The sequence below is a fragment of the Sphingomonas sp. SKA58 genome, from assembly GCF_000153545.1.
In the GTDB taxonomy this organism is placed as follows: Bacteria; Pseudomonadota; Alphaproteobacteria; order Sphingomonadales; family Sphingomonadaceae; genus Sphingobium; species Sphingobium soli.
This window is the reverse complement of sequence record NZ_CH959306.1, coordinates 707199-721311: the sequence shown is the minus strand read 5'-3', so window position 1 is coordinate 721311 and position 14113 is coordinate 707199. Positions and strand designations below refer to the sequence as shown.

General features: G+C 64.6%; 10 protein-coding genes. 2 read left to right on the top strand and 8 right to left on the bottom strand.

Going from position 1 to position 14113, the window contains the following annotated elements; all coding sequences use genetic code 11:
• The first annotated feature begins 12 nt into the window (after positions 1–12).
• Positions 13–1029, top strand: a complete 1017-nt coding sequence (locus tag SKA58_RS03945; protein ID WP_037542552.1) for an LLM class flavin-dependent oxidoreductase — start codon at positions 13–15, stop codon at positions 1027–1029.
• On the opposite strand, the gene SKA58_RS03940 is transcribed toward SKA58_RS03945, so the two are convergent.
• Positions 995–2113 (bottom strand): acyltransferase family protein, encoded by a 1119-nt coding sequence (locus SKA58_RS03940; protein ID WP_009821061.1) that lies wholly within the window; start codon positions 2111–2113, stop codon positions 995–997. The genes SKA58_RS03945 and SKA58_RS03940 overlap by 35 nt on opposite strands.
• A 190-nt stretch (positions 2114–2303) precedes the next feature.
• Here SKA58_RS03940 and SKA58_RS03935 point away from each other — a divergent pair, with 190 nt between their 5' ends.
• Positions 2304–3941 (top strand): ATP-binding protein, encoded by a 1638-nt coding sequence (locus SKA58_RS03935; protein WP_371388878.1) that lies wholly within the window; start codon positions 2304–2306, stop codon positions 3939–3941.
• A gap of 4 nt (positions 3942–3945) precedes the next feature.
• Here SKA58_RS03935 and SKA58_RS03930 read toward each other — a convergent pair whose 3' ends face one another.
• The 7 genes from SKA58_RS03930 to SKA58_RS03900 form a co-directional block, all read right to left on the bottom strand.
• Positions 3946–5397, bottom strand: a complete 1452-nt coding sequence (locus tag SKA58_RS03930) for an MATE family efflux transporter (protein ID WP_037542550.1) — start codon at positions 5395–5397, stop codon at positions 3946–3948.
• A gap of 143 nt (positions 5398–5540) precedes the next feature.
• Positions 5541–8459, bottom strand: a complete 2919-nt coding sequence (locus tag SKA58_RS03925) for a valine--tRNA ligase (RefSeq protein ID WP_009821058.1) — start codon at positions 8457–8459, stop codon at positions 5541–5543.
• 45 nt (positions 8460–8504) lie between these two features.
• On the bottom strand, positions 8505–9191 hold the full coding sequence (locus tag SKA58_RS03920; RefSeq protein ID WP_009821057.1) for an NnrU family protein: 687 nt from the start codon (positions 9189–9191) through the stop codon (positions 8505–8507).
• Positions 9192–9243: 52 nt separating this feature from the next.
• On the bottom strand, positions 9244–11271 hold the full coding sequence (locus SKA58_RS03915; RefSeq protein WP_009821056.1) for a S9 family peptidase: 2028 nt from the start codon (positions 11269–11271) through the stop codon (positions 9244–9246).
• A gap of 105 nt (positions 11272–11376) precedes the next feature.
• Positions 11377–11847, bottom strand: a complete 471-nt coding sequence (locus SKA58_RS03910; protein WP_009821055.1) for a DUF2497 domain-containing protein — start codon at positions 11845–11847, stop codon at positions 11377–11379.
• Between the two features lie 71 nt (positions 11848–11918).
• On the bottom strand, positions 11919–13412 hold the full coding sequence (locus SKA58_RS03905; protein WP_009821054.1) for a TolC family outer membrane protein: 1494 nt from the start codon (positions 13410–13412) through the stop codon (positions 11919–11921).
• 20 nt (positions 13413–13432) lie between these two features.
• Positions 13433–14065: a protein-L-isoaspartate O-methyltransferase family protein gene (locus SKA58_RS03900; RefSeq protein ID WP_009821053.1), complete on the bottom strand. Its 633-nt coding sequence runs from the start codon at positions 14063–14065 to the stop codon at positions 13433–13435.
• Positions 14066–14113 lie beyond the last annotated feature (48 nt).

The window sequence follows — 14113 nt, the reverse complement described above, 5'->3', positions numbered from 1 at the left end:
CATATGGTGGGCATGACAAGCTTTTCCCTGCTCGACCTTGTCCCCGTGCGCGAAGGCGGCGACGTCGCGTCCGCGCTGGCCCAGACAGCTGACCTTGCCGCCCATGCCGAACGCCTTGGCTATCACCGTTTCTGGGTGGCCGAGCATCATGGCATGGCGGGGATTGCATCGGCCGCGACCGCCGTGGTGCTGGCGCATATCGGCCATGCCACCTCCACCATGCGCATCGGCGCGGGCGGCATCATGCTGCCCAATCATGCGCCGTTGGTGATTGCCGAACAGTTTGGCACGCTCGACGCGCTGTTTCCCGGCCGCGTCGACCTGGGCCTTGGCCGAGCGCCGGGATCGGATCAGAAGGTCGCGCAGGCGATCCGCCGGAACCTCAGCGGCGGCGCTGATCAGTTCCCCCGCGATGTGATGGAATTGCAGGCTTTTCTGGCGGGCGACGATCGACTGGGCATTCAGGCGACACCGGGCGCCGGTGCGGACGTGCCGCTGTGGATCTTGGGTTCAAGCCTCTATGGCGCGCAACTCGCTGCGGCGCTCGGCCTGCCCTATGCCTTCGCATCCCACTTCGCGCCGGCTGCGCTGGACGAGGCAATCGCCATCTACCGGCGCGACTTTCGCCCCTCCGCCCAGCTCGACCGACCCTATGTCATGGCGGCCTATAACGTCTTCGCCGCCGACAGCCAGGAGGAGGCGACGTTGCTCGCCAGTTCGATGCAGCAGGCCTTCGTGCGGCTGCGCACTGGCCAGCCGGGCAAGCTGCAACCGCCGGTGCCCGATTATCTGGCCAGCCTGCCCATGCAGGCGCGCGCGATGCTGGCCGATGTGATGAGCGTGTCGAGCATCGGCACCAGGCAAGATGTCGAACGCGATCTTGCCGCCTTTCTGGATCGCACGCAGGCCGATGAAATCATCCTGACCGGGCAGATCCACGATCCTGATGCGCGCAAGCACAGCTTCGCCATCGCCATGGCCGCCGCGCAGGCGATTACGGCGCGCGCACCAGAACCGGTTGATCCCTGACCCGGGCCGGGCCGAGCCGGCCGCCGCTCAGCAATGCCGCCGCGCGCGGCGCGACGCGCCGCAGCGCCGATCCGACCGCAATGACGACGAGCAGCACGATCAGCGGCTGAAGGATCAGGTAAATCGGATAGAGCGGCGATCCCATGTCGCCGGTGATCTTTCCGATCAACGGGCCGCCCAGCCAGATCAGGATCAGATGCGCGCAGAACAGAAAGAACATATAGGGTTCGATCCGCAGCAGCAGCCCCCGCGCGCCCGATCCCGCCAGTCTCCATGCGATCCGCCAGAAAGCGACGGCAGCAGCGATCCGCACGCTCATGTCGATCGCCCTCTGCACCATGGACCATTCGCCATCCCCCACGGCCACGGCCCGGTAAAGCTGCACCATCATCAGCAAGAGGAAGGGCAGCAGCGCGAGCCATAGCGGCATGCGCGCCACGACCTGCTCTGTCCCCTGCCGGCGCGCCAATATGCCGATGACGAAGAAGAACAGGATCGATGCGCGCATCAGCACCGGCGGCCCCAGCCCCGCCACCTGCGCGGCGGCTGCTGCCAGTGCGATCAGAATCAGCACCCAGTTAGGCAGCCGCACCAACAGGGGCGCGACGAGCATGCACAGGAACAGATCGCGCAGGAACGGCATCTGGACATTGATGTCGGGATTGCGCGTCAGGATGAACAATTCCTGCGCCACCCATTCCAGCGAACTGGGCGTGGGCGCCTTAAGATGGAACAGCAAGGCCGCGCCCGATACGAACAGGATGGCAAGCGCGTTCCACAGCACCATCGGCAGCAGGATCGTCCGCGCCTTGCGCGCCACATGCGTGGTCCAGGCGCGCGACGTGCCCGATCCGGCGACCAGCCAGCCCGAGATCAGGCCCAAGAGCGGCACCGCGCTGCGCCCGAACACCTCCATCAGCGTCCAGCGCAGCGTGTCCTGCCCCGTGCCCCGCAAAGCCGCCAGCGCAATGCCGTTGAGCCCGGTCCAGGCATGGACATAGACCACGCCCAATATGCAGATGACCCGCGCGATGGCGATGGCGTCGGATCGGCGTGCGCGGTCGGCGACTATCGTTTCGGACAAGAAAGCATCCTGTGTTCAGCTGGCGCTTGAAATGCCTGAAGCTGATCCATGTTCCCTTGTCCAGCCTTAGCATGCAACCGGGATCACAGCCGACCGACGCGGCTAAGCCAAAATTTACCTCTTCCTTCTAAAGCCTTGATGTTTGCCGGGTCTCAATCGGCGCCAAGGAAACGGATGCACCATGTCCTACATGTCGGACGCCCAGAATTTTGCCGCGTCGTCCACGCCGGATCATCCGCATTCCATGGGCATGATCTTCCAGATTGCCGGGTCCAGTTCCAAAGTGCTGATCGACGCGCAGCGCCTGGGGATATTGGGCCAGGACGCCGATCCCTGCGTCGCGATGGCGGGACAGGTCGGCAGCCAGGTCAAGATGCGGGTCGGCGGCTGCTGGCTCATCGCCAGCGTGCGCACCATGGCGCTGGATCAGGCGACGCACAGCGTCATCGCGGACATTGATTTTCTGGGTGAAGGCGATGAGGAGTCGGCGACCGGCCGCATCCATCATTTCCGGCGCGGCGTCACCCGCTATCCCACGCCCGGCACCGACATCTTCCCGGTGTCGAGCGCCGACATGCAACAGATTTACGCCGCCGATGACCGCGCCAATGTCGAAATCGGCACCGTCTACCCGACCAGCGAAACGCGCGCGGCGCTCTATGTCGATTCGATGCTGGGCAAGCATTTTGCGCTGCTGGGCTCGACCGGCACCGGCAAGTCGACCAGCGCGGCGCTGATCCTGCATCGCATCTGCGACCTGTCGCCCCAGGGGCATATCGTCATGATCGATCCCCATGGCGAATATGGCGCCGCCTTCGCGCAGAATGGTGCGGTCTATGACGTCAGCAACCTGGCCCTGCCCTATTGGCTGATGAATTTCGAGGAGCATTGCGAGGTGTTCGTGACCTCGCAGGGGGCCGACCGCACGGTTGACAGCGACATCCTGGCCAAATGCCTGCTCGCCGCGCGATCGAAGAACCGGCTGGCCGAAAGCATCGGTCGGCTGACGGTCGATTCGCCTGTCCCTTATCTTCTGTCCGACCTCACCACCATCCTTCAGAACGAGATGGGAAAGCTGGACAAGGGCACGGGCGCGCTGCCCTATATGCGGCTCAAGACCAAGATCGACGAGATCAAGGCCGATCCGCGCTACAGCTTCATGTTTTCCGGTATGCTGGTCGCGGACACGATGCAGCAGTTCATTGCCAAAATTTTCCGCCTGCCCTCCGATGGCAAGCCCATTTCCATCATCGATGTGTCGGCCATGCCATCCGACATCACCTCGACCGTGGTGTCGGTGCTGTCGCGGCTGGTGTTCGACTATGCCATCTGGGCACGGGACGAACCGCAGCGGCCGATCCTGCTGGTGTGCGAGGAAGCGCATCGCTACATCCCCTCCTCCACCAGCGGATCGGGTCAGGCCGTGCGCAAGATATTGGAGCGGATCGCCAAGGAAGGCCGCAAATATGGCGTGTCGCTGGGCCTCATCACCCAGCGACCATCCGATCTGGCCGAAGGCGTGCTGTCGCAATGCGGCACCATCATCGCCATGCGACTCAACAATGATCGCGACCAGGCATTCGTGAAGGCGGCGATGCCCGAAGGCGCGCGCGGCTTCCTGGATACCATTCCTGCGCTGCGCAACCGCGAGGCGATCATCTGCGGCGAAGGCGTCGCGGTGCCGATCCGCGTCGCGCTCGACAATCTGGAGCCGCAGCGCCGCCCGGCGTCCAATGATCCCAGCTTTACCGATCTGTGGCGGCAATCGGGCGGCGAGGCTGATATTCTGGCGCGCACCATCACCCGCTGGCGCAGCCAGGGGCGCTGACACCTTATCCTACCGGGGCGATTCGGCCGGCAGGCTCGGTTTCGCTGTTCACGCTTTCGCGGCATTGTTCGGCATGGACCGGCGCCATCAGCTTCGCCTTGCGCCAGCCCCCATGCAGATACACCGCCGACGCGAGCAGCAGCGCGGTCAGCGATCCGGCCGGGAAACTCAGCCACAGGGCGTTCGCATCCAGCACCGGATAGGCGAGATAATAAAAGCCCAGCCGCACCGCGAACAATGTGAAGATAAGGATCAGCAGCGGCGCGACCACCACGCCATTGGCGCGCATGACCCCGAACAGGATCATGGTGCAGCCAAAGAAGATGAAGCTCCAGCTGGCGAGCAGCTGCATCGTCCAGGCCGCCTCAATCGCTGCCTGATTATTGCCCAGGAACAGCGCCAGCAGTGGTTCGTGGAACAGCAGGATCACCGCCACCATCGCACTGGTCACGGCCAGCAGATAGCCCAGGCCATAGCCGGTGATGCGGCTGATCCGGTCCCACCGCGCCGCGCCGATATTCTGCGCCGCCATCGCGCTGACCGCCGCGCCCATGGCCATCGCGGGCATTTGAAGATAGGTCCAGATCTGCTGGGCCGCGCCATAGGCGGCCGTCACCAGCAACCCTTCCCGGTTGACGAGGCCGATCATCACCAGGCCAGAGAGCGACATGACGATCATCTGCAACCCCATCGGCAGCCCCTTGCCCAGCAGCACGCGCATCTGGTCTGCTGCGGGCCAGAGGTAGCGCAGTTCGGCCCCGCGCAGCCGCAGCGGCATGTCCTTGGCATAGATGAAGGCGACGACGCCGATCAGGCTGATGAACCCGGCCGCCGCCGTCGCTGCCGCTGACCCCGCAATCCCGAAAACCGGGACCGGCCCCAGCCCCAGGATCAGTACGGGATTGAGCACCAGGTCGATGGCGACGCTGACGATCATGAAGATGAGCGGGGTGCGCGCGTCGCCCGCGCCGCGCAGGCCCATCATGATCATGACGACCAGCAAGGTCGCGGGCATGGCGAAGAAAATAACGCGCAGATAAACGAGCGCCAGGTCGAACGCCTCCTGCGGGGTCGCGAGCAGGCGCAGCAGCGCGGGTGCGCCGATCCAGCCGGCAAGGGCGACGCCCAGCCCCAGCATCGAACAAAAGCCGACCGCCGTGCCGAACGCGCGTCGCGCCGCGTCGATATCCTTCGCGCCGACCGACTGGGCGACCACCACGGTCGATGCCATGCCGAACCCGAACACGACGGAAAACATGAGGAACATGATGATATTGGCGTTGGCGGTCGCGGCCAGCGCCTGCGCGCCCAGGAAACGGCCGACCCAGATGGCGTTGATCGAGCCATTCAAGGACTGGAGAATGTTGGACGCCAGCGTCGGCATGGCAAAGAGCAGCAGCGTCGATCCGATCGCCCCCTGCGTCAGGTCTTTGCGGTCTGGTTTGCCTGTCGCCATTGTCTGCATCTCCCCGCACAGGCTGGATGAGGAGGCGGACCATGGCCGCCTCCGTTCGCCCTGAGCCTGTCGAAGGGCCATTCTTCTATCAAGGAAGAAAGGGGCTTCGACAAGCTCAGCCCGAACGGGTCATAGGCGCGTGCTTATCCCAACCGTTCCAACGCGGCCTTCAACCGCTCGGCTTCGGCCGTTTTTTCGGCATGGTCCTCGCGCGCCTTGGCGACGGCTTCGGGCTTGGCCTTTTCGACGAAGCTGGCATTGGACAGGCGAACGCCCAGACCATCGCGCTCCTTCTCCGCGCTGGCCAGCGCCTTGGCAAGCCGCGCCTTTTCCGCCGCAATGTCGATCACGCCTTCCAGCGGCAGGATGAAGGTCGCTTCGTCCACGACGATCTGCGCCGCGCCGCCGGCGGGCGGTTCGCCAAAGCTCAGGCTCTCCACCCGGCCAAGCCGCGCCAGCGCGACGCCCTGCCGGTCGAGCCGGCGGTGCGTGTCCTCCGCTGCGCCGCTCACGACCATGGGTAGCTTCGCGCCCGGTGGGACATTGAGTTCCGTCCGCGCAGTGCGGATCGCGCTCACCAGTCGGATCAGCCAGTCGATTTCCGCCTGCGCTTGCCTGTCGACGGCGGCCAGCGCCTGCGGCCATTGCGCCACGATCAGTTCGTTCGCGCGCGCGCCGGTCAGGCTCCATAACTCTTCGGTTATGAACGGCATGAACGGGTGGAGCATGACGAGAATCTGATCGAACGCCCAGCCCGCTACGGCGCGGGTTTCGTCGTCCATCGCGCCTTTGGTCAGTTCGATATACCAGTCGCAAAACTGGTCCCAGACGAAGTGATAGATGGCGTTGGCCGCCGCGTCGAAGCGCAGGTCGGCCATGGCAAGGTCAATCGCCTGCACCGTGGCCACCGTTTCGGCGATAATCCAGCGATTGACCGGCAGCGTAGCGGCGGGCGCTTCATGGGCTGTCGAGGCGGTTACGCCGTTCGACTGCAGAAAGCGCGCCGCATTCCACAGCTTGGTGGCAAAGTTGCGATAGCCCTCGACCCGCTTTTCATCCATCTTCACGTCGCGGCCCTGGCTTTCCATCGCCGCCATGAAGAAGCGCAGCGCATCCGCGCCGAACCGGTCGATCAGGCCCAGCGGATCGACCACATTGCCCTTGGACTTGGACATTTTCTGCCCATCCGCTGCGCGCACCAGGCCATGGAGATAGAGTTTACGCCACGGCACATCACCCATGAACTCCATGCCCTGCATCGCCATGCGCGCGTCCCAGAAGAACAGGATGTCGAAGCCTGAAATCAGCAGATCGTTGGGATAGTGGCGCGCGAGCAAGCTTTGACCCGTTCGGCCTGAGCCTGTCGAAGCCCTGTCCTTGTTTTCAGAAGACAAGGACTGCCCTTCGACAAGCTCAGGGCGAACGGAGGTTGGTTCTTCGGGCCAGCCAAGCGTGCCGAACGGCCAGAGCGCAGAGGAAAACCAAGTGTCAAGGACGTCCGGGTCACGCCACAGCTCCACGCCCGTAAGCTTTCCTTCGTTGGAATGGATCATGCCGCCGACGCCGCTCGGATTTTCGTCATCCGGCAAGTCCACCTGCACGTCGGGACCGTAATATTCTCTTGCCAACGCCAAGGCTTCTTCAGCCGTCTCCGCGACGAAAGCCTTCGGTTCGCTATCACCTCCGAAACTTGGCCCATCCTTCGCATCGCCAAACCATGCAGGAATCTGATGCCCCCACCACAGTTGCCGCGACACGCACCAGGGCTGGATATTCTCCATCCAGTTGAAGAAGGTCTTTTCCCATGTCCTGGGCACGATCTCGATCGCGCCGTCGCGCACGGCCTGCATTGGGGCGACCGCCAGCTTTGCCGCGTCGACATACCATTGGTCGGTCAGCCAGGGTTCGATGACCACGCCGGAGCGATCCCCGAACGGCGTCTGGATCGTGCGCGGCTCGAAATCGGCGGAAACCTCCTCACCGTCCTTGTTCTTCGTCACATGCGCGACGAGGAAACCGAGCGCTTTCATCTCAGCCACCACGGCTTCGCGCGCGCCATCGACGCCGTCGCGCTTGAAGCGGTGCAGCCCCAGAAATGCGTCGGGGATAAGGCCGTCGGCGGTCTGGACGACATTGGCGTCTGGGTCGAACATGTTGAGCATGTCGCCGGCCTTGAAGCCCGCGCGCTTGCCCACCTCGAAATCGTTGAAGTCATGTCCCGGCGTGATCTTGACCGCGCCCGTGCCCAGTTCCGGGTCGGCATGATCGTCGGCGACGATCGGGATGCGCCGGCCGGTGATCGGAAGAACGATCTGCTTGCCGATGACATCCTTGTAGCGCGCGTCGTCGGGATGCACCGCGACCGCCATGTCGGCCAGCATCGTTTCGGGCCGCGTCGTCGCGACGACGATATGGTCGCTGCCATCGGCCAGGGTCACGCCATCGGCCAGCGGATAGCGGAAGCGCCAGAAACCGCCCTTGGTCTCGACCGTCTCGACCTCCAGGTCAGAAATGGCCGATCGGAAATGCGGGTCCCAGTTGACCAGCCTTTTGTCGCGATAGAGCAGGCCGCGCTTGTGCAGTTCCACGAACACCTTGACCACGGCCTTGGAAAAGCCCTCATCCATGGTGAAGCGTTCATTCGCCCAGTCCATCGAACAGCCCAGCCGCCGCAGCTGACGCGTGATCGCGCCGCCGCTTTCGGCTTTCCACTCCCACACCTTGGCGATGAAATCCTCGCGGCTATAGTCGGTGCGCTTTTCGCCCTTGGCGTTGAGCTGGCGTTCCACCACCATTTGTGTGGCGATACCCGCATGGTCGGTGCCCACCACCCACAGCGCATCCTTGCCGCGCAGCCGTTCGTAGCGGATGACGATATCCTGCAACGTGTTGTCGAGCGCATGGCCGATATGCAGGCTGCCCGTGACATTGGGCGGCGGATTGACGATGGTGAAAGGCGTGGCGTCGGGGCGATCGGGGCGGAACAGCCCCTTTTCCTCCCAATGCTGATACCAGCGGGTTTCGATGGACGCGGGGTCGAATGTCTTGGGCAGCTCGGTCATGACAGCGCCCTTAAAGGCCCTGCCCGCTCCATTCCAGCGAAACTATCAGCCGATCCAGCGCCAGATGCCCGCCGCCCAGCCCGCAAGCGGCATATGCGCCCAGGTCGCGGCCAGCCACACGACCACGCCGCCCGCCAGGGCATGGGCGCCGAACCGCCCGAACCGCGCCCGTCCCGCCACGATGGCGGCGAACGGCCAATAGCTGGTTTTCGCCTCCCATTCCCGCCATTGCGCCGGTTGCAGCCGTTCCTTTTTCCGGTCCTGCAATGCCGCGCCGACCAGTGACAGGATCAGGATGGCGAGCGCGACGATGATATTCTTGGCGACCGGATAGACCAGAATATGGCTCAGCCCCCAGAGGGCAAAGGCCCAGAGCATGGGATGACGCGTCACCGCGAATACGCCCTTCGCCTGCGCCGGCACGCGCACCGCGCCGTCCGGGTCGGGCATTGCCGGATTGCCGACCAGCGATCCCATTAGAAGGACCGACGCCAACAACATGATGATCGTCGCCAGCGCCCACAGGCCATCGCCAACCGGCCAGAGCATTTCCGTTACGGATGCGGAACGATACGCCATGACCAACCACCCGAGGGTCGCGAAGGCCACCAGCGAATAGAGCCCCAGAAACCCCTTCTCCCCCACCCGCGCGACCAGCGGCGCGCGCAAGGGGTGGGACAAAAGGAAATGCGTGCCGACAAAGGCGATCGCCGCACTCATCACCATCGACATGGCCGCCCCCTACCCAAGGAAGCGGCCAGTCTATCACAGCCCGCGCTGCTGTCTATTTCGCCGTCCACTTGTCGAGCCAGCCCAGCGCCTCGCCATACCATTGCAACGAGTTTTTGGGCTTGAGCACCCAGTGATTTTCGTCGGGGAAAACCAGCAGTTTCGATGGGATGTCCCGCCGTTGCAATGCGGTGAAGGCGGCCAGCCCCTGGGTATAGGGGATGCGGAAATCCTTTTCCCCCGTCACCACCAGCATCGGCATCTTCCATTGCGCGACATGGTTGACCGGGTTCCATTTCTCGAACTCCTGCGGCACCTCAAAATAAGGGCCGCCATGTTCCCATTCGTCGAACCAAAGCTCCTCGGTTTCATAGGCCATGGCCCGCGCATCGAACACGCCGTCATGCTGGACCAGGCATTTGAACCCATCGGGCCACTGCCCCGCGATCCAGTTCATCATATAGCCGCCATAGCTGGCGCCGAGCGCACAGGCATTGCCGGCATCGACCTGCGCATCCTGCGCCGCGGCGGCGGCGAGGCCCAGTTTCAGGTCTTCCAGCGGCTTACCGCCCCAATCTTTGTTGATGCTGTCGGTAAAGGCCTGGCCATAGCCGGTGGAGCCGTGGAAATCGACGATCACCGCGGCATAGCCATGGGCGGCGAACGCCTTTGGATTCCAGCGATAGGACCAGCTGTCGCTGAAGCTGCCCTGCGGCCCGCCATGGACCAGGAAGGCGACGGGCAATTTGCCGGTCGCGCCCTTCGGCTTGACGATCTGCCCCCAGACGGTGTCGCCATTGGCGCCCTTGAAGCTGTAGCGTTCGACCGACACATCGTCGACGCCCGCCAGCCTGTCGGCATTGACGCGGGTCAGGCGCACCGGCTTGCCCCTGGCCGGCATCTTCCAGAAATCGGCGGGCGACTGGATGCTGTCGAGCGCATAGACGAACCCGCCCTGCGGCAAGGGAATGACGCTGCCGGCATGGCCCTTGCCGGTCAGGCGCGTCACCTTGCCCAACGCGGCATCGACCCGGAATACCGGATTGTCGAGCACGTCATTGGCCGTCACCAACAGCGACTTGCCATCCGCCGCCCAGGCGATCGACCCGACCGACCGGTCCCATCCTTCGGTCAGCGCGCGCGTTTCGCCGGTCGCGATATTGCGCAGCGTCAGCACCAGCCGGTCCGCTTCGTAACCCGGCCGCTTCATCGCCGCATAGGCCAGCCATTGGCCATCGGGCGACACCGCCGGCATCGTGTCGGTCGCGTCATTGGCGTCGGTCAGGTTGGTCGGCGCCGCGCTGCCATCGGCGGGGGTGGAGAAAATGTCGAGATTGGTCGACAGCGGCTCGATCCGTCCCGCCTCCCGCAAGGCGAAGAACAGGGTCTTGCCGTCCCTGCTCCAGGCGATCTCTTCCGCGCCGCCAAAGGGCTTTGACGGGCTGTCGCCGACCAAACCGCCCATCACCGACACGGCTGGGCCACCGGCAATCGGCATGACGAATATCTGAGATCGCTGGCCATCCGACCATGTGTCCCAATGGCGCACGAACAGTTGCTCGTAAACGCGGCCGCTGCCCGCATCTGCCGGCGCGGTCGGCTTTACATCGTCCAGCGTCTTCGCGCCCACCGGCCGGTCGGCCCATAGCGCGACCTTCATGCCATCGGGGCTGAGCAGGAAACCGGAAATGCCGCCGGGGGCCTTGCTGATCTGAACCGGATCACCGCCGCTCAGCGCCACCCGCCAGAGTTGATCGTCGCCGCTCGCGTCCGACTGAAAGTAGAGCGCCGACCCGTCGGGCGAAAAGACGGGCGAGGCTTCATTCTTGTCCGCCACCGAAGCGATCTTGCGCGGCGTCTGGCCTGGCCGATCGATGGCAAGCAGATAAAGGTCCGTGCGCCCGCGATTGGCGGCCAGGTCGGTGCTGCGCAGCTGATAGGCCAGCCATTTGCCGTCCGGCGACACCGCCGGCGCGCCGATCCGGTCAAGGCTCACCATGTCGGCGGGCGTGAACGGCCGGGCCAGCGCGGGCGCGCAGGCCAGTGCCATCGCGCCGATCCCTGCAAGCAGCAAAGTCTTCATGCATATGTCCCCATGTCGTGCAGACGACGGTTAAGGCCGCAAGGCCCGTGCGCCGTCAGGATGACAGGGGTCTAGGCCGCTGCGTCAGCGGCCGCAAGACCGGCCTTAGCGGCTGGTGATGCGCGCGATTTCCTTGGCCACCATATCCTCGACCAGCGCGGGAAGGCGTGCATCGAGCCATTCCTTGAGCATCGGCCGCAGCATGGAACGGACGAGGCCGTCCAGCGTGTTTTCCTCGCCATCGCGCGGGGCGACCAGCATGGAAGACAGCGCGGAAAGCGAATGGCGCGCGGCCACCTCGCTTTCGACCGACAGGATCGTATCCTCGCCTTTCGGATCGGACGGCTTGGTGGCAGCAGCTTTGGGAGCGGGCATCACTTCCTCCTCCGCGACCTCATCGGTCAATTCCAGCACTTCCTCGATCGCGGGCGCGACCGGCACGGACGCCGCCCGGGCGCTATCGGCGCGGGTGCGGCGGGGCGCGGCCTGCACCGCTTCCTCGCCTTCCTCGGCGATGATCCGCTTGATGGACGAGAGTATCTCTTCCATCGAGGGTTCCTTGGTCATGTCACCCATGGATAGTCCCCGTCCAAAATCCATTGCGCAGCGATACCGCCTTAGAATTACCTGATCCGGTTAACAAGCGGTTAAGGCTGGCGGGCCGTCGCGGGATCGACTTTGGCATCCTGCGCGGGCGTGTCAACGGTCCGCGTCGCCACTGGCGCGGGCGCGGCGCCCCAGTCCCAGTCGAACCATTTGCCCTCGACCCGGTCATAATTGACCATCGGATCATAGAGCGTGCCGCTTTCCAGTCCCAAATCCTTCGCTTCGGCGTGCCCCATCGCGGCGAGCAGCGTGAAGCCGGCGACATAGGCGTTACGCTGCGCCGACACCAGTTCGACCCGCGCGATCAGCGCTTCCTGCTCGGCATTGAGGATGTCGAGGATGGTGCGGCTGCCCACCGAATTTTCCGCCCGCACGCCTTCCAGCGACAAGCCCGTGGCGTCCACCGCCTTGCGGCTGGACTGGATCGTCTGGAGCGACGCCTGCCAGCTGGCATAGGCCGCACGCGTCTGCGCGATGACGTTGCGTTCGGTTTCAATCTCCTGCTCGATCGCCTGCGATTCGAGCGCCTGATTCTGCCGCACCTGCGCGGCGGGTCGTCCACCCTGATAGAGCGGGATCGTCAGTTGGACGCCGGCGGCGGCCTGCTTGTTGACCTGCGGCCCTTCGATGCTGTTGCCGTCGGCGTCGAGCGCAGTGCCACCGAGCGTATGGAGATAGTTGGTATAACCCGCCTGGGTGAAGGCGGAGATGGTCGGCAGCACGGTGCCGCGCGCCGCCTTCACGTCATAACGCCGCGCATCGCGCTGCTTCTTGGCCGCCAATATGTCGGGATTGTCATTGAGCGCGACGCGCACCGCGATCGACGGGTCGGCCGGCAGGCCGGGGAGCTGCGGCGGCGGCTCCAGCGCGTCGGGCGCTTCCCCCACCAGCGCGATGTAATTTTCGCGGCTGGTGATGAGGTTGGCCTGCGCCGTCTGCAGGTCGGACCGGGCCAGCGCCAGCCGCGATTCGGACTGGGCGACGTCAGTGCGCGTCAGGTCGCCGACCTCGAACCGGTCGTTGGTCGCCTGAAGATTGACCTCCAGCACATTCACATTGGCCTGATTGAGCGACACGATCGCGCTGTCGCGGATCACGTCCATATAGGCCGCGACGGTTTGCGAGAAAATGCTGGCTTCGGTGCCGCGCAGGCCCGCCTGCCCCGCCTCCACCCGCACTTCGGCGGCCTTGACGCTGTTGCGCACGGACCCGCCGGAATAGATCGGCACGCTCAGGGATGCCTGGGCGTTCAGCGTGCGCTGGGGCGAGGTGAAGCTGATCGTGGGCTTGAGGATGCTTTCGCTATAGCTGCCCTGGATGTCGGCGGCCGGTCGACCATTGGCCTTTTGAATAGGCACATTCTCGTCGGTCGCGCGCTGCCCCGCGCGCGCGCCGGTCAGCGTCGGGTTCGACGCATAGGCCTTCGCCAGCGCACCCTGCAGCGTTTCGGCATGCACGGGCAGGCTGATGGCGGAAGACAGCAACAGCAGGGCAGCTGCGGCATGGTGCCGTTTATAGGTGCGCTTGCCTGTCATCTCCCCCGCTCATCCTCCTTCTAGAACGTAAACGTCTTGGCCGCGCCGAACCCGGGCAGAGCCACCATTTCAATATCCGCCAGGCTGCCAAGCCCCAGCGCGCCGCCGACCGTCCGGCCCGCGCACAGACGCGTGACGCCACGATCGATGATTCCGGTCACGACGCGGGCGCCATCGGCAAGCTGCTGAACGAGCGCGGCGGGGACTTCCTCCACCGCGCCATCGATGAACAATATGTCATAGGGCGCGCCATCGGGCGCACCGGCGGCCAGAGCGCCCCGCACGAGGGTCACGCCCGGGACGGCAATCTCGGGACCGCCTTCTTCTTCCACCGCCGTCACCTGCGCGCCCATTTCGGCGAGCAGCGCGGTGCTGTAGCCGGTCGCCGCGCCGATCAGCAGCACCTTGTCCCCCGCATCAACCTGCGCTTCCTTGAGCAGCCGACCGGTCACCAGCGGCGCGTTGAGCGCGCGGCCACCGCTCAACGGAATGGGACGGTCGATATAGGTCATGGCGCGGCGCTCGGCGGGAACATAATCTTCCCGCGGCACCCGGGCCATCACGGCGATCACGCGCTGGTCGTCCACGTCGCTGGTGCGCAACTGGCTTTCGACCATGGCGGTCCGCATCGAAGAATAGGTCTGCTCGCTCACGATAGTTCCTCGCTTGGCACAACTGTATTGGCAATGCAATACACTAAG